General features: G+C 63.9%; 13 protein-coding genes and 1 tRNA gene. 9 read left to right on the top strand and 5 right to left on the bottom strand.

Features of this window, described 5'->3' with window-relative positions:
• Positions 1-496 precede the first annotated feature (496 nt).
• Positions 497-1867 carry an IS1182 family transposase gene (locus ACVIN2_RS36530; RefSeq protein WP_026233905.1) on the top strand — a complete coding sequence of 457 codons (1371 nt, stop codon included), beginning with the start codon at positions 497-499 and terminating at the stop codon, positions 1865-1867.
• A 186-nt stretch (positions 1868-2053) separates the two neighbouring features.
• On the opposite strand, the gene ACVIN2_RS36525 is transcribed toward ACVIN2_RS36530, so the two are convergent.
• Positions 2054-2809 carry an alpha/beta fold hydrolase gene (locus tag ACVIN2_RS36525; RefSeq protein ID WP_456769317.1) on the bottom strand — a complete coding sequence of 252 codons (756 nt, stop codon included), beginning with the start codon at positions 2807-2809 and terminating at the stop codon, positions 2054-2056.
• A 34-nt stretch (positions 2810-2843) separates the two neighbouring features.
• Positions 2844-3980 (bottom strand): hypothetical protein, encoded by a 1137-nt coding sequence (locus ACVIN2_RS36520; RefSeq protein ID WP_456769316.1) that lies wholly within the window; start codon positions 3978-3980, stop codon positions 2844-2846.
• A 304-nt stretch (positions 3981-4284) separates the two neighbouring features.
• Here ACVIN2_RS36520 and ACVIN2_RS36515 point away from each other — a divergent pair, with 304 nt between their 5' ends.
• Both ACVIN2_RS36515 and ACVIN2_RS36510 read left to right on the top strand, forming a co-directional pair.
• Positions 4285-4530 (top strand): zinc-finger domain-containing protein, encoded by a 246-nt coding sequence (locus ACVIN2_RS36515; RefSeq protein WP_007602543.1) that lies wholly within the window; start codon positions 4285-4287, stop codon positions 4528-4530.
• Positions 4531-4549: 19 nt separating this feature from the next.
• Positions 4550-5752, top strand: coding sequence for an FAD-dependent monooxygenase (locus tag ACVIN2_RS36510; protein WP_456769315.1), 1203 nt, complete (start codon positions 4550-4552; stop codon positions 5750-5752).
• Between the two features lie 15 nt (positions 5753-5767).
• Here the strand turns inward: ACVIN2_RS36510 and ACVIN2_RS36505 are convergent, their stop codons facing one another.
• Positions 5768-6202: a twin-arginine translocation pathway signal gene (locus ACVIN2_RS36505; RefSeq protein ID WP_456769314.1), complete on the bottom strand. Its 435-nt coding sequence runs from the start codon at positions 6200-6202 to the stop codon at positions 5768-5770.
• A 189-nt stretch (positions 6203-6391) separates the two neighbouring features.
• Between ACVIN2_RS36505 and ACVIN2_RS36500 the strand changes: the two genes are divergently transcribed.
• Both ACVIN2_RS36500 and ACVIN2_RS36495 read left to right on the top strand, forming a co-directional pair.
• Positions 6392-6480 (top strand) — tRNA-Leu (locus ACVIN2_RS36500).
• 160 nt (positions 6481-6640) lie between these two features.
• Complete coding sequence (locus ACVIN2_RS36495; RefSeq protein WP_456769313.1) at positions 6641-7891, top strand: multidrug effflux MFS transporter; 1251 nt, start codon at positions 6641-6643, stop codon at positions 7889-7891.
• Positions 7892-8095: 204 nt separating this feature from the next.
• Here the strand turns inward: ACVIN2_RS36495 and ACVIN2_RS36490 are convergent, their stop codons facing one another.
• Complete coding sequence (locus ACVIN2_RS36490; protein ID WP_456769312.1) at positions 8096-9727, bottom strand: glycosyltransferase family 39 protein; 1632 nt, start codon at positions 9725-9727, stop codon at positions 8096-8098.
• A gap of 206 nt (positions 9728-9933) precedes the next feature.
• Entirely contained in the window at positions 9934-11541 is a 1608-nt protein-coding gene (locus ACVIN2_RS36485; RefSeq protein WP_456769311.1) for an ABC transporter substrate-binding protein, read from the bottom strand.
• A 290-nt stretch (positions 11542-11831) separates the two neighbouring features.
• Between ACVIN2_RS36485 and ACVIN2_RS36480 the strand changes: the two genes are divergently transcribed.
• The 4 genes from ACVIN2_RS36480 (at position 11832) to ACVIN2_RS36465 (ending at position 16641) form a co-directional block, all read left to right on the top strand.
• A complete protein-coding gene (locus tag ACVIN2_RS36480) occupies positions 11832-12962 on the top strand; it encodes a M20/M25/M40 family metallo-hydrolase (protein WP_456769310.1) in 1131 nt (376 codons plus the stop codon).
• Between the two features lie 165 nt (positions 12963-13127).
• Positions 13128-14069, top strand: a complete 942-nt coding sequence (locus ACVIN2_RS36475; protein ID WP_007602533.1) for an ABC transporter permease — start codon at positions 13128-13130, stop codon at positions 14067-14069.
• 20 nt (positions 14070-14089) lie between these two features.
• A complete protein-coding gene (locus tag ACVIN2_RS36470; protein ID WP_007611875.1) occupies positions 14090-14977 on the top strand; it encodes an ABC transporter permease in 888 nt (295 codons plus the stop codon).
• Positions 14978-14991: 14 nt separating this feature from the next.
• Entirely contained in the window at positions 14992-16641 is a 1650-nt protein-coding gene (locus tag ACVIN2_RS36465; protein ID WP_456769865.1) for an ABC transporter ATP-binding protein, read from the top strand.
• Positions 16642-16746: the final 105 nt, after the last annotated feature.

Genomic DNA, 16746 nt, shown 5'->3' with positions numbered 1-16746 from the left:
GACCCAATGCGGACGTGGGGCAAGTAGCAGGGACTGCCGGCGTCACAGGTAACTTTTTCACGCGCGTATCAAAATTGGCATGAGCGCGAATACGAACCACAAGCCGACAAAAGCCCCCAATCCATACATTGCCCGTCGTCGGTGGGCAGCCCCATCGGGCACCACGCCGGGGCTAGCAATCATCCAAACAATATCCATGCGCGACGCCTGTAGACTGACCGGAATTCTTCCGTCCATCCGGGCCTGCTCAAGCTTTTGGAGGAAAGCCCAGTAGTGGTACCCGCCATACGCAAACGCGATGGCGCAAGCTATCCAAATTGCGATGCCAATCGTGTGCATATTGAAACCACGGTTCAGGCAGCCTCAGTTGGTTACCCTTTTATATCAAACAAGCCGGCCATGTCGCCTATTGGCCGATTTTGTTGCAAAAGTCGGTTGAGACAAGTCACGAACCGTGATTCCGTTGTGTTGACGCGAATCTCGGCGAGGTCGATCCATGATGGGCCGTCTGAAGAGTGACCAAGGTCAACTGTTCTACGAGTTTCGTCTTGGCGACGCGATACCCGAAGATCATCTGGTGCGGAAGATCGATGCTGCTCTCGATCTGTCCTGGCTTCGCGGTGAACTAGCATCTCACTATTCGTCGATGGGGCGCCCGTCGATTGATCCGGAACTGATGATCCGGATGCTGGTCGTGGGGTATGTCTTTGCGATCCGCTCGGAACGGCTGATCTGCCGTGAAGTGCAGGTGAACCTCGCCTATCGCTGGTTCTGCAAGCTTGGTATCGAGGACGCTGTCCCGGATCATTCGGCATTTTCGCGCGCCCGCAACGAGCGCTTCCGTGATGGAGATGTTCTCCGCCGCGTGTTCGAACGGATTGTCGAGACATGCATTGCCGCCGGTCTGGTTGGTGGCGAAGGATTTGCAGTCGATGCGAGCCTGATTGCGGCCGACGCGAACAAGCAGCGCTCGATCGCAGGTCAGGACTGGCGCAGGGATCGCGATCCGGCCAGGTCCAGCCGCGCGGTGAAGGAGTATTTGGCAACCCTCGACGATCCGGCGTGGGGCGCCGCCAGCGATGTCATCCCGAAGTTTGTCTCGCCATCCGATCCGGCAGCGCAGTGGACCGGCGCTCACAAGGGGCCGGCATTCTTCGCGTACTCCGACAACTATCTCATCGACGTGAAGTTCGGCGTCATCGTGGATGTCGAGGCCTCCCGCGCCATTCGCCAGGCCGAGGTCGGTGCAGCAAAAACCATGATCGAACGAACCGAGGAGCGCTTTGGTCTCAAGCCAGAGCGACTTGTCGGGGATACCGCTTACGGAGCGGCTCCGATGCTGAACTGGCTGGTCGAGGAGAAGGGCATCGCGCCGCATATCCCTGTGTTCGATAAGTCGAAGCGGGATGATGGCACCTTCTCGCGGAGCGACTTTCGATATGACCCAACCGGGGACGTTTACCACTGCCCGGGTGGTAAGCGGCTTGGGACGAGCGGTACCGTGCACGAGGGCAAGACCCTTCTGTATCGTGCCAGCAAGCTCGACTGCGATGTATGCCCGCTCAAACCGCAGTGCTGCCCAAAGGAACCATCACGCAAGATCCCGCGCGATATCCATGAGCATGCCCGAGACGTTGCCCGGTCGTTCGCTGGCACCGAGGGCTTCGAGCTCTCTCGGCGTCAGCGCAAGAAGATCGAGATGAGGTTCGCACACTTGAAGCGCATCCTGAAGCTTGGTCGGCTCCGATTGCGAGGCCCGCAAGGTGCCCAGGATGAGTTTGTTCTAGCCGCCATCGCTCAGAATCTGAGGCGGTTTGCATCGCTGGTCGCACGACCGCCGCCGGCTCAGGTTCTGCGCATCGCGTAGCGTAGCGTCAAAGTTGCGTAAAATGCGTCAGGGCCAGCGCTTCAAAGCGCGGCTCAACAAAAGGCCCAGCGGCCAAATCCATTGCAGCCAACTTTTGCAACAAAATCGGCCCTGAGCGGACATGCTGGGCGACCTGGTTCTGACGTCCGATAACCGGCGTTAGCGGACTCAAGGAATATGCCGCTTTTAGCCGCGACGTGAGAGAAAATCGAGCACGCCCGTCTTGTAGACCTTGTCGCCGACGGCACGCATGTGATCGCGGCCGGGAATGTCGAGCACTTCCGAACCGGGGATGATGGCGCCGAGTGCGCTGGCCGAACCCGCGACGTCGTCGGTGCTGCCGACCGCGATCAGCACGGGCACGTCGATGCGCGCGGCTTCGTCCTTGGTCATGAGATCGCGCGTGCCGCGCAGGCAGGCAGCCAGCGCCTTGCGGTCGGAACGGGTCTGGTCTGCAAAAGCACGAAACGTGCGGCCGACGGGATCGGTGACGTCGTCGAGCGAGGGCGCTTCCAGCGCCTTCGCGACGTTCTCGCCCGGCCCGGTGCCCTCGATCAGGCCTCCTATGCCGATGCCGCCGAGGATTGCCGAACGCAGGCGCTGCGGCTCGTTGAGGGAGAGCCAGGCCGTCATCCGTCCGCCCATCGAATAGCCCATGAGATCGGCCTGCGGGATGGCGAGGTGATCCATCAGCGCGAGCACGTCGCCGGCCATGGTCGGGATCGAGTACTGCGCGGGCTCGTAGAGCTTTGCACTCTCGCCATGGCCGCGATTGTCGAGCGCGATGACGCGGCGGCCATTCTTGCGCAGCTCCGAGACCCAGGTCGGATAGACCCAGTTCACGTTCTTGCTGGAGGCAAAGCCGTGCACCAGGATGATCGGATCGCCCTCGCCTTCGTCGAGATAGGCAATTTCAACGGCGCCGTTGTGAAAGCTCGGCATCATCAGTTCCGCAATCTTGAGGGGAAGAGGTATCTTAGGCCGTGACGGCGGCGCTTGCCAGAACGGCGTCGGCGGCGATCCGGGCCTGCCGAAGTCGCCGCGCCCGTCTGCGATCGCACCAGGCCTGGGTCAGGCGCTCCGTCGTCGCCTTGATCGAGGACAACAGGCCGAACAGCGTCAAGGCCGCACCGAACAGCCAGAGCGCGAGATTGAACGCCCCGCCGATCAGCAGCAGCGCGCCGCGGCCGAGCAGCTTCAGGATCGCGCGCGTCTTGCCGCCCTGCGCTTCCGCGAGCCGCGCCGCGCGTGCGACGTCCTTCGGGCCTTCGGCGATGCGCAAGCTATCCATCGCGCCGCGCGTGCCGGTCTTCTCGACGACGCGCGTGACATCCTTGCCGAGCCGAACCAGCGCGCCGGCCTTCTCGGCGCGGAACGCCGCCTTGATCGCGCTCAAGGTCTGGCCCGGCCGCAGCACCGAGCCGGAGGCAACCGCGTTCTGGAGCATCGGCGTATCGACGACCTCGCGCGCGGACCGGCCGGCCCATGCCGCCAGTCCCTCGCCGAGCCGGCCCACCTTGCGCGCGTCCTTCACCAGCGTCAGCCCGGCGCGAACCGGCGCGGCGCCGCCGACGGAGACGTAGGTCACGGCCGTGACCGCGAGACCCGCGGCCGCAAGGCCCAGCACCAGGCGATCGGTGTCCTCGCCCATCGCGAGGTGCTTGCCCTCCCGGACGACGTCCCGGATATCGCCGATGACGAAGAGATCGCCGGCCACGGTCCCGGACAGGCTCGCAACATCGTCCGCGTTGCCGGTGACCAGACCGGTGGCAAACCGCTTTGCGAAATGCGAGGTGGAATTTTCGGCTTTGACCGCGTCGCCGACACGGCTCAGGAGGTCGTCAGGCAGCGCGATGTTGCGGTCGCGCGCCAACGCGACAAAACTGTCGGCAAGATCGGCATCGCCCGATGCGAGCGCGATGTCGATGTTGTCCTGAATCAGGCGGTCGTTGTGCCGCAGCAGCGCGTCAAGCTTGATCTCGGAGAGCGCGGCGGGATCGTCCTGGGCGGCCAGAATCGCGCCGGCCTCGCGGGCATGGGGTGCTACCTGCGCGAGCATGAAGCCGCAAGCCACGATACCGGTCAACGCTGTGCTGATTCGCAACCACTTCATGCGGAGAGCCTGGACGGTCCTGAGATCGTTGACGCCTAACGGTTCGTCTTTCGTCGCAATTACGCTCGTCCACAGACATAGTATGCCAAAATTGCGACACAACGTCCCCGACGAAAGAAGGGCTTCTCTCAGGCCGTAAGATTGTGTCGAATTTGCATGAGCAAATGAGCATGGGGCATTGCGGGGCTTTCGGTTCCGCTGGGCTAGCAATCATCCACACCCACCAGTATGGTCCGCGGCGCCTTAATAATGCCGCGTCAGTCGTGATTGTGTCTGCCGCCATTGCCACTCCAGGATGAGTACGATGTCCGACCATGTCGTCCCGCACTTCCACAACGATGCCGGTGTCCCCGTCATCGAAATCGGCTCGCAAGAGTTCATGTGCGTGGGCGCCAACCCTCCGTTCGATCATCCGCACGTCTTCCTCGACCTCGGCAACGACAACGAGATCATCTGCCCCTACTGCTCGACGCTGTACCGTTTCGCCGCCGACCTGAAGGCGGGCGAAGCCCGTCCGCCGGAGTGCGTCCTGAAGGACAAGGTGGCCTGATCGCTGCCATCGGTCAGGGGTGGCGCTCTCCCGAACGATTGTCATCGCCGGTGCCGGCATAGGTGGACTGACGGCTGCGCTTGCGCTCGCGGCCCGCGGCTTCCGCATCGTCGTACTGGAAAAGGCCGAGCGGCTCGAGGAAGTCGGCGCCGGTCTGCAACTCTCTCCCAATGCCAGCCGCGTGCTGGTCGAGCTCGGCCTCACCGAGCGCCTCAAGCTGCGTGCCGTGATCCCGGAGGCGGTCTCGATCATGAGCGCGCGGGCCGGCGGCGAACTCTTGCGCATGCCGCTCGGAGAAGCCGCCGCCGCGCGCGCCGGCGCCCCCTATTGGGTGGTGCACCGCGCCGACCTGCAATCCGCCCTCGCCGGCGCAGTCTCCGACCATCCCGATATCGACCTGAAACTCGGCGCGACTTTCGAAGACGTCGCGCCTCACGCCAAGGGGCTGACGGTCGTCCATCGCAGCGGCACGATCCGGCGCAGCGATCTCGCCAGTGCGCTGATCGGCGCGGACGGCATCTGGTCGACGGTGCGCCAGCATCTGTTTCCCGAGGTGCAGCCGCGCTTCTCCGGGCTGATCGCCTGGCGCGGCACGCTCGATGCCACGCAGCTGCCGAAGGACTACACCGCGCGCCGGGTCCAGCTCTGGATGGGCCCGAATGCCCATCTCGTCGCCTACCCGATTGCGGGCGGACGCCAGATCAACGTGGTCGCGGTGCTGCCAGGCACCTGGAACAGACCCGGCTGGAGCACGCCCGGCGATCCCCTCGAGGTGATGGACGCCTTCGCCGCGCCGCGCTGGCCGCCCGCGGCGCGCATGATGCTCGCCACGGTCGATAGCTGGCGGAAATGGGCGCTGTTCGGCGTGCCCGACGACTGCCCCTGGAGCAAAGGCCCGGTCGCGCTGCTCGGCGACGCCGTGCATGCGATGCTGCCGTTTGCGGCGCAGGGCGCCGGCATGGCGATCGAGGACGCCGCGGTGCTCGCGCAGCATTTGAGCCTTGAGGTCGCCGAGAGCACCGCGGGCATCACGGCTGCGCTGAAACAATACGGCCGGACGCGCCAGACGCGCGTGCGGCGGGTGCAGCGGACCGCGCGGCAGCAAGGCCGCATCTATCATTTCACTGGGCCGCTCGCCTACGCGCGCGATCTTGCGGTCCGCGCCCTCGGCCCGGAGCGTATGCTGGCACGGCAGGACTGGATTTACGGCTGGCGACCCTGATGCGAGGCGCTGGTTTCAGCGCACTGCTCTTGTCGATTTCGCGCCAGGCCTGATCGGGCCAGGATCGGCTGCGGGCGCCGGCGCAGCGGCCGGCTTCGCTTCGGGCGGCGTTTCCCGGCACTTGTTGCGGCGCCAAGCGTCGTCGGCCATCTGCGCCCGCCCGCGGACCCCGACGTAGTCGTTGCGATAGGCAAGCTCCGACACGACGGCGCCGCCCGCGCCGGTCTCTGCCTTGTCCATCAGCCGCTGCAACTCCATGGTGCGGCTGGCGAGCGACTTGCGCTCGCCTTCGAGCTGCTTGCAATCGTACAATTCGTACCTGCCGGGATCGGCAAACGCCGGAGCGACCGTCTCGCTCATGCCGGCGCAGCCGGACTGCGCGAAGCCGGCCGCGAGCAGCGCAGCGGCCACGCAGCACGTGCGCAGGCGATGTTGGATCAAAGCAGACATCGAATCAAAGCTGGCATGTCGGATGAATAGTCCCCGTCGATTGAGAATGCCTAAAGCAACAACACATGTCCGGATTGAGGCTTTGCCTTGTGCCGCCGGCTCGCCTAAGGAAGAACCGCCCCTCCGGCCTGCAAACGCCAATTCCAGACCGCCGGCAAGGGACTTAAGTGATTGATCTCGTTGGATCAAGCGGGCATGGCGGAATTGGTAGACGCAAGGGACTTAAAATCCCTCGGCGCGCAAGCGCTGTGCCGGTTCGACCCCGGCTGCCCGCACCACGAGAGCTCCGCGGACGATCCCACCGACCGCCGCGGCCGCGAGCGCTGATACCTCATCAATTCCTGTCTGCTCCTGCACCGCCTGCCAGCCATCCCGAATCATCGCTTGTGCAACGCAGCATCGGGGTTAGACAAGGGCCTCAAATCAGAGGTGAGCTACTTGTCCGACGTCAATGCCGACGATTGGGTGTCCTCGGGACACCGCCCCATGGGTTTCCCCGAATTCGTCATCGTGATCGCGTCGATCATGGCGCTGAATCCGCTTGCGATGGACATGATGCTCCCGGCGCTTCCCAACATTGGGTCGGCCTTCAACATCCCCGTCGCCAACCATCTTCAGCTGGTGCTGTCGACCTTCCTGATCGGCTTTGGCGCGGGCCAGTTCGTCATGGGACCGCTGTCGGATCGCTTCGGCCGCCGCCCGGTGCTGCTCGGCGGGATGGCGGTCTATGCGGTGGCGAGCGTGCTGGCGATTGCCGCGCCGTCGTTCGAGACACTGCTGCTGGCGCGCGCACTGCAGGGCTTCGGTACCTCGGCGACGCGCGTGATCGCGACCTCGATCGTGCGCGATTGTTACGTCGGCCGCCGCATGGCGAGCGTGATGTCGCTTGCGATGATGATCTTCATCGCCGTCCCCGTCATCGCCCCCTCGTTCGGACAGGCGGTGCTGCTGGTGACGGCGTGGCGCGGCATCTTCGTCGTGCTGATGCTCTACGGCCTGCTCGCGCTTGCATGGTCCGTGCTGCGGCTTCCGGAGACCCTGCCTGAGAGCGAACGCAGGTCGCTCGCGCCGGCCGACGTGCTCACGGCCTACTGGCAGACCGTGACCCATCGCCAAACCCTCGGCTACGCGCTCGCCGCCGGCAGCGTCATGGGGGCATTGTTTGCCTACGTCTTCTCGGCCCAGCAAGTTTTTGTCGGCATCTATCACCTCGGCCATTATTTTCCGCTCGCCTTCGCCGCCATCGCGGCCGGCACCGCCATTGCCGGCTTCCTCAATGCAAGATTCGTCGGAACCCTCGGCATGCGCGTGATCTCGCACGGCGCGCTGACGCTTTACACCGCCGTGGCGGGTGTGATGCTGCTGACCGAAAGCCTGGGCGCGTTGCCGCTTCCCCTCTTCATGGTGCTCTCGGCGCTGATGATGTTCTCGTTCGGCATGATGGTCGCCAACTTCACCGCACTCGCCATGGAGCCGCAGGGCCACATCGCCGGCACGGCGTCCTCGCTCTACGGCTCGATCACGACGCTGATCGGCATCGCCGTTGGCATGGCGATCGGACAAAGCTTCGACGGCACGCTGCTGCCGTTCTCGGTCGGCTTCTTCGTGTCGTCACTCGCCGCGCTCGCGATCGTGCTGGTGGTGGAGAGAGGACGGCTGTTCAAGCCGCATCATCGCGCCATCGGGTGAGGAACTTCGCGGCGCTCTCGATGTTGTACTGCAACAATTTGAAAAGGCGCTTCAATGGAACCGAAACACCGTAAAGACCACGACGCGGCGGAGCGGGCAAAGACGGAACGCACGCCGTCGAGCACCGAAACGACCGCCTTCACCGTGCCATTCGCGAGTGAAGGGCTCGAGCGGGTCCGCGACAGCCATTGCTGAGCAAGACCTCTATTCCGTTGCGCGCCTGCTGGCGCTGAAATCGTCCGCAACGCCCTCGGGTGCCGCGCCGCTTCCACGGGGCGGCACCATCAGCACAACCACTTCCCGCGTGAGACCGGGCCGGCCCCATAGCTGCGCCTGGACGATAAATTCCCGCTTGACGAAGTGCCCGGCGCGCCCGGCCACCCCGTCCATCCACCGGCTGCAATCATCCTGATCGCGGAAACAGAGCGCGGCCCAGCCGCGGTCCAGCGTCGTCTTGCGCGGCAAGCCCCCGGGATCTTGATCCTCGAACGGCAGCACGTAGTGCGGGTGGTCCGGGCTGTAGAAGGCCAACGCGAAGGCCAGCGAATCGTCGCCGCTGACGGCGGCGAGCGGCTCGCCCGTCAGTTCGCGCCACTCGCGTGTCAATTCTCTGGCCGCCTCCGCGTAGAAATTACGCCCCTCCTCGTAGCCGTGATCGTTGCGATAGACGGCATGGATCGGCGCGGCGACGAGGACGGCCGTGAGCGCAACGCCGGCCACGACCAAAGTGAGGTTGACGGTGTAAAAGCGCTCGATCGGATAATTCGTGCCGCAGACCACGAGAATGGCGAACAGAAACAATCCCTGCAAAGCCCAGAGCGACGGGAGATCGGTGCCTATCGCGAGCGAGACCAGAACCGGCAGCGCGATCGTGCCGACGGCAACGTAAAAGAGGAGCCGCAGGCCCGGATTCATCGCCGCGAAATCGTCCGGAAACTGCTTCAGCCGCGTGCCAGCGATGAACATCCAGCTGACGGCTGACACACTGATGGCCGCCAACAGCCCCAGAAGGAAGTTCCTGGCCTCACCGAGCGAGCTCACCGCAGTGCCGTTGGCATGGTTCAGCGCGTAGGTGAAGGTCGGTGCCCCCGTCGTGGCGAGCCAATGAACATGCGGTGACAGCGCCGCAAGCCCGACGACGACCGAGATCCAGGGCGAGGCGGACGTGAAATAGGCGCGTCGCGCCGGATGCGCCAGCGCGGCAAACGTGAAGCTCGCGATAAGGAAGATCGAATAATATTTGCCGGCCATGGCCAGCGCCGTCGTGACTCCCACCGCGATCGCCCACGACGCCGCGCGGGTCTCGAATGCGCGCAGGAAGCACCACGTCGCCAGCGGCCAGACGGCTAGCAGCACCGCATTGGCATTGAAGCGCTGGGCATGGAATTGATAGGCCGGCGTCAGCATCAGGAGCAACAGCACCAGGACGCGCTTGTGCCCCGTCACGAATTGCCGCGCGATCCGGTCGACGAAGACCAGCGCAAGCCCGGCATTGGTCATCGCCATCAATTGCAGCGACCACTCGCTGAGCGGAAAGATGGCGCTCCAGCTCGCGGCAACCCAGCCCGTCAATGGCGGATGCTTGGGGTAGCCCCACGCGAAATGCCGCCCCAGCGTCCAGGCCTCCAGCGTATCGGGGTGCAGACCGCCGCCGGCATAGGCGACCGCCAGATACAGTGTCCAGATCGCGACGAAGCAGGCGATGAGAAGCGGCACGGCCCAGCCCGTCTCGACGCCATCGAGCCAACGCAGGAATGGCCGGCGCCATCGCGCCGGCGCGCGATCGGACCGTTCGGCCATCGCCTGGAATGCAAAATCGATCGGCACTGGAATCAAATGGAGGAAGGAAGATGATGCGCAAGGACGTCACATCTAGTTCAGTACGGAAACAAATAGCAATGATTGGAAACTGGAAAAGTTTGAATTCACCGCCTTCTCAGCCGGCACAAGGTCGACAGAAGTCCAAGATCGACAAACGACAACGGCGCCGCTGATGACAGCGGCGCCGCATGATGATCCGGACGAAAGGAAAAGCCTTCGCCCTACTCCGACTTGTCGACGTTCCAGAACAGCGGGGTCGCGGGACCGTCGAGCACGCCGGTCAGCGATTTGCGCCAGCCGCTCGGCAGGAGATACTGTCCCAGCGGGATGTAAATCACCTGCTCATAGGCTTCCTTCTGGATGTCAGCGGCGATCTTCTTCTGATCGTCGAGCGAGGCGGCGCGAACGAAGTCGTCCTTGAGCTTTTCGATCTTGGCGTTCTCGGCCCAGCCGAACCAGCCCTTCTTGCCCTGGCCGCCGATCGAGAGATTGGCGATCGGGTTGGAGACGTCGGCCGCGACCCAGTTGGTGAAGAACATGTTCCAGCCGCCCTCCTTCGGAGGCTTCTGGCTGGCGCGGCGGCTCACCACCGTCTGCCAATCGGTCGCTTGCAGGTCGACCTTGAAGCCGGCCTCGCGCAGCAACTGAGCCGCAACGATCGGCTGCGCCTTCAGCGTCGTGACATCGCCGGGGGCCATGATCACGATCGGGGTGCCATCATAGCCGGATTCGGCGAGCGCCTTCTTGGCTTCGGCCATGCCGTTGCCCTTCACCAGGGTCTCGGCACCAGCCTCGGTCGCGAACGGCGTATCGCACACGAAGAAGGCGCCGCAGACCTTCTGATATTTGGCGTTGCCGACGAGCGCGTCGAGAACGTCCTTCTGGTTTATCGCCAGAAAGGCAGCACGGCGCACTTTGACATTATCGAACGGCGGATAAAGGAAGTTCATCCGGCCGAGCGTCTGGAAACCGAACTTGTTCGAGACCTCGATCGTGATCTCCTTGTTCGCTTCCAGCAACGGGAGCATGTCGTAAGGCAGGTTTTCCACGAAGTCGATGTCGCCCGACTGCAAGGCGTTCACCGCGGTCTGCGAGTCCGGCATGGTGATCCACTCGACGCGGTCGACCTTCACCACCTTGCCGCCGGAGGTCCAGCTCGACGGCTCCTTGCGCGGCACGTAGTCGGTGTTCTTGACATAGACCGCCTTCACGCCCGGCTGGAATTCCGACTGCACGAACTTGAAAGGACCCGAGCCGATCTGCTCGGGGATCTGCTTGTCCGGCGGCGTCTCGGCGAGGCGCTTCGGCATCATGAAGGCAACGCGGGAGGACGGCTTGCCGATCGAGTCGAGCACGAGTCCGTAGGGCTCCTTCAGCTTCAGCGTGATGGTCTTGGCATCGGTCGCCTCGATGCTCGCGGTGAAGTCGAGCAGCTTCTGGCCCATGCCGTCGACTGCGGCCCAGCGCTTGAGCGAGGCAACGCAGTCCTCCGCTGTCACCGGCGCACCGTCATGCCACTTCAGGCCGTCGCGCAGCGTGAACGTGTAGGTGAGCTTGTCGTCGGAGATCTTCCAGTCCGCCATCTGCGGCTGGATCTTGAAGTTCGAATCGGGCGCCACGAGCGTGTCGTAGATCATGTAGCCATGGTCGCGCGTGATGTAGGCCGTGGTGAAGATCGGATCGATGATGCGCAGATCCGAGTGCATCACCGCCGTGATGGTCTTGCCGGCCGCAAGCACCGGCGAGGCCAGTGCGGTCGAAAGCGCGACGACCGACAGCGCAAGTTTGGAGGCGAACGCGCGAGGCCCCCGGCGCATCAACTTAAACATAAAAAGTTCTCCTGACGTGAAACTGTTCAAAGGCAGGTTATTGATTGAGCATCCGGTTCGTTCTTTAGGCGAACTAACCTCATGCAATGCCTTTATCTTTTCGAGACTTGCAGACAGTGCCGAGCGCGTCAATCCGGTTTCGCTGCAAGCCCAAGCGGCGCGCGCACGGGCTCCACAAGGATCGGTTTGGCTCTACAACGCTCTCCGCCTGTCCTGCCCGCGCCAATGCAATGCGCGTTCCATGTTCCGAAGCCCAAGAGACATTCAAGAGACATTCGAGAGACATTGAGATGAATCCAGCCAATCTTCCCTTCGATTCCGAAGCGATGCTCCAGGGCCTGCGCGGCTGGGTGGAATGCGAAAGCCCGACCTGGGACGCGAGCGCCGTGAACCGCATGCTCGATATCGCAGCGCGGGAGATGGCGATCATGGGTGCGACGATCGAGCGCATCGCCGGTCGTCAGGGCTTTGGCGGCGTGATCCGCGCACGCTTTCCGCATCCGAAGCAAGGCGAGCCCGGTATCCTGATTGCCGGACACATGGATACCGTCCACCCCACGGGCACCATTGAGAAGCTGAAATGGCGCCGCGACGGCAGCAAGTGCTACGGACCCGGCATCTACGACATGAAGGGCGGCAATTATCTTTCGCTGGAAGCGATCCGCCAACTGGCCCGCGCCTCGTTCACGACGCCTCTGCCGATCACCGTGCTGTTCACGCCCGACGAGGAAGTCGGCACACCATCCACGCGCGATATCATCGAGGCGGAGGCCGCGCGCAACAAATACGTGCTGGTGCCGGAGCCCGGCCGCGCCGACAACGGCGTCACTACCGGACGTTACGCCATCGCGCGTTTCAATCTCGAGGCGACCGGCCGGCCCAGCCACGCCGGCGCGACCTTGTCGGCGGGCCGCTCTGCTATCCGCGAGATGGCGCGGCAAATCCTCACCATCGACGCGATGACGGGCGAGGACTGCACGTTCTCCGTCGGCGTCGTGCACGGGGGTCAATGGGTCAATTGCGTTGCCACGACCGCCACCGGCGAAGCGCTTTCGATGGCCAAGCGCCAGGCCGACCTCGATCGCGGCGTTGAGAGGATGCTGGCGCTCTCCGGTACAACCAATGATGTCACCTTCAAGGTGACGCGCGGCGTGACACGTCCGGTCTGGGAGCCCGATGCCGGCACCATCGCGCTTTATGAAAAGGCGCGCGGGATCGCCAAGTCACTCGGCGCAGAACTGCCGCATGCGAGCGCCGGCGGCGGCTCCGACGGCAATTTTACCGGCGCAATGGGCATCCCGACTCTCGACGGCCTGGGCGTGCGTGGCGGCAACGGCCACACGCTCGAAGAGTATATCGAGGTTGAAAGTCTGGTCGAACGCGGCCGGCTGATGGCGGGGCTGCTCGCGACTCTGGAGTAACGGTGCGAGCCACATCGCCAAAACCGGGCCAGATCACCGAAACAAGTTGACCGCACTGCAAAAACGGTGGCCCGGATGGCATGGGAATTGCTGAAATGTTAGGCTGGTGGCAGAACCCCAGGCAGCCGCTGTCTCTGATTTGACTCTAATCTGACGGGATCCAATTTGCTCGGATATCTCCTTCGCCGAATTCTCGCCGCCGTGCCCGTGATGGGCGTGGTGGCGCTGTTCGTCTTCCTCCTGCTCCGCCTCACCCCGGGCGATCCCGCCGCGATTCTTGCCGGCGACAACGCCACGCCGGAGCGGCTCGAGCGCATCCGGACCTCGCTCGGCCTCAACGAGCCGCTGATCGTGCAGTTCATCACCTGGCTGAACAAGCTGCTGCATGGCGATCTCGGAACTTCACTCATCTCCAACCTTCCAGTGATGAAGATGATCGGCCAGCGGGTCGAGCCGTCGATCTCGATTGCGCTGTCGACCATCATCCTCGCCGTCATCGTCGCTGTTCCCCTGGGCGTGATCGCGGCCTGGAAGCACGGCACCTGGATCGACCGCTTCGTGATGGGCCTGTCCGTGCTCGGCTTCTCGGTGCCGGTTTTCGTGGTCGGCTACATCCTGATCGAGGTCTTCGCGATCGATCTGCGCTGGGTGCCGGTGCAGGGCTTCCGCAGCATCTCGAACGGTTTTGGGCCGTTCTTCGAGCGCATCATCCTGCCCACCTGCGCGCTGTCCTTCATCTACATCGCGTTGATCGCGCGCATGACGCGCGCGGCGATGCTCGACGTGCTCGGCGAGGACTACGTCCGCACCGCGCGCGCAAAAGGCATCAACGAAGTCGCCGTGATGATGCGCCATGCGCTGCGCAACGCCGCCGTTCCCGTGATCACCGTGATCGGGACCGGCTTTGCGCTTCTGATCTCCGGGGTCGTCGTCACCGAGAGCGTGTTCAACATCCCCGGCATCGGCCGCCTCACGGTGGATGCGGTGCTGGCGCGCGACTATCCGGTGATCCAGGCGATGATCTTGCTGACGTCGTTGATCTATGTCGTCGTCAATCTCCTGATCGACGTCGCCTACACGCTGCTCGATCCCCGGATCCGGTACTAGGGCTAAGGATAACAACAAGAATGTCTGTAGATACCCTTCCCCAGTCCTCCATCCCGATCACGTCGCCGCTGCGGCCGCGCTTCGGATTCCTGACTTCGACGCCGATCATCGCGGCAGCGACCATCTGTTTGGCGTTGGTCGTGCTGATCTCGATCCTGGCGCCGTTGATCGCGCCGTATGATCCGATCCAGCTTGCGCCCTCGCAGCGGCTGAAGCCCTCTTCGGCGCAATTCCTGCTCGGCACCGACGCCTATGGCCGCGACCTGCTGTCGCGCGTCATGTATGGCGGACGCATTTCGCTTCTGATCGGCATCGGCTCAGCGATCATGTCGATCGTCATTGGGTTGGCGATCGGCCTCGTCTCCGGCTTCTTCAAGCTGGTCGATTCCGTCATGATGCGGATCATGGACGGCCTGATGGCAATGCCGAGCATCCTGCTGGCAATCGCCGTGGTGTCGCTGTCCGGCGCCAGCCTCTGGACCGTGCTGATCGCGATCACGATCCCCGAAGTTCCGCGGGTGGCACGCCTGGTGCGCTCGGTCGTGCTATCGGCGCGCGAAGAGCCCTATGTTGAAGCGGCGATCTCGGTCGGCACATCCCTGCCAAAGATCATGTGGCGGCATTTGATGCCGAACACGATCGCACCTCTGATCGTGCAGGGCAGTTACGTCTGCGCGTCCGCGATCCTCACCGAGGCCATCCTCTCCTTCCTCGGCGCAGGCATCTCGCCGGAAACGCCGACCTGGGGCAACATCATGGCCGAGGGCCGTCAGTACTTCCAGCTCAAGCCGACGCTGATCTTCTGGCCGGGCCTGCTGCTCTCGATCGCCATCCTCAGCATCAATTTGATCGGCGACGCCGCCCGCGACGCACTCGATCCGCGCATGAAGCAGCGGGAAGGCAAATGATGACCGATCAAGTGATGACCAGCCCGATCCTCGACATCAACAACCTCGTCGTCTCCATCGGCAAGAAGCCGAATGCTGCAAACATCATCGACGGCATCTCGATCCAGGTGCACGAGCGCGAGACGCTGTGCCTCGTCGGCGAAAGCGGCTCGGGCAAGTCGGTGACCTCGCTGACCACGATGGGTCTGCTGCCGAAGGGCACGCTGATTCCGACCGGCGGCAGCGTCAAGCTGGTCGGCGAGGAGATTCTCACCGCGACCGACCGCCGCCTGCGGCAGCTCCGCGCGACCCGGATGGCGATGATCTTCCAGGAGCCGATGACGGCACTCAATCCGGTGATGCCAGTTGGCCGCCAGATCGACGAGGTTCTCCGCGCGCACACCAAACTCGATGCGAAGGCGCGCAAGAAGCGCATCCTCGACATGATGGAGCAGGTGCGCCTGCCCCAGGTCGAGCGTATCTTTGCCTCCTACCCTCACCGACTCTCCGGCGGTCAACGCCAGCGCATCATGATCGCGATGGCGCTCGTGCTCGAACCGAAGCTTCTCATCGCCGACGAGCCGACCACCGCGCTCGACGTCACCACGCAGAAGCAGATTTTGACCCTGATCCGCGACCTCCAGCGCGATCACGGCACCGCCGTGCTGTTCATTACCCATGACATGGGCGTGGTCGCCGAGATCGCCGACCGCGTCGCGGTGATGCGGCAGGGCCGACTGGTCGAGACCGGAACGCTGGATTCCATCCTGCGCAATCCGACCATGGAGTACACCCGCAACCTGCTCTCGGCAGTGCCGAGCCTGGTGCCGCGCGCGGCACGGCCTGAGACCAAGGAACCGGTGGTGCTGGAGGCCAACGAGCTCGGCAAGGTCTATCGCGAGCGCGCGTTCTTCGGTAAAGGCCGCGAAGTCGTCGCCGCCGACAAGGTCACGCTGACGCTGCGCAAGGGCCGCACGCTCGGCATCGTCGGCGAGAGCGGTTCGGGCAAATCGACCGTGGCGCGCTGCATCGTCCGCCTGATCGACCCGACCTCCGGCGGCGTCCGCCTCTCCGGCCGCGAGATCTCGGACATCTCGCGGCGGCTGTTGCAGCCGCATCGCAAGAAGATCCAGATCGTATTCCAGGACCCCTACCGCTCGCTCAACCCGCGCGTCACCGTCGGCGAAAGCATTGCGGAAGGCCCGATCAATTATGGCGTGTCGCATGCCGACGCAATGAAGCGTGCGCGCGAATTGCTCGAGCTGGTCGGCCTGCCCGCCGATGCGGTCGCGCGCTATCCGCACCAATTCTCCGGCGGCCAGCGTCAGCGCATTGCGATCGCCCGCGCGCTCGCGCTCGACCCCGACGTGCTGGTTGCGGACGAGGCGGTCTCCGCGCTCGACGTCTCCGTGCAGGCGCAGGTGCTGGAACTGTTCGACGAGATCCAGAAGCGGCTCGGCATCGCCATCCTGTTCATCACTCACGATCTGCGCGTCGCCGCGCAGATCTGCGACGAGGTCGTGGTGATGCAACACGGCCGCGTCGTCGAGCAGGGCCCGGCCGCCGAAGTGCTGACGCATCCGAAGGAAGCGTACACCAGAGCCCTGCTCGAGGCAGCGCCGGGCCGCGGCTGGGATTTTGCGAACTTCCGGCCGGTGTCGGAGGGCGTGGCGGCCAGCGCCTAGTTTCTCTCCTCGTCATTGCGAGCGCAGCGAAGCAATCCAGAATCCCTCCGCGGGGACAACCTGGATTGCTTCGCCGCGTTCGCAATGACGGCGGTTGCGACAAGC

It is taken from the genome of Bradyrhizobium sp. USDA 3650, from assembly GCF_054057395.1.
This window is presented reverse-complemented; position numbering and strand designations above follow the sequence as displayed.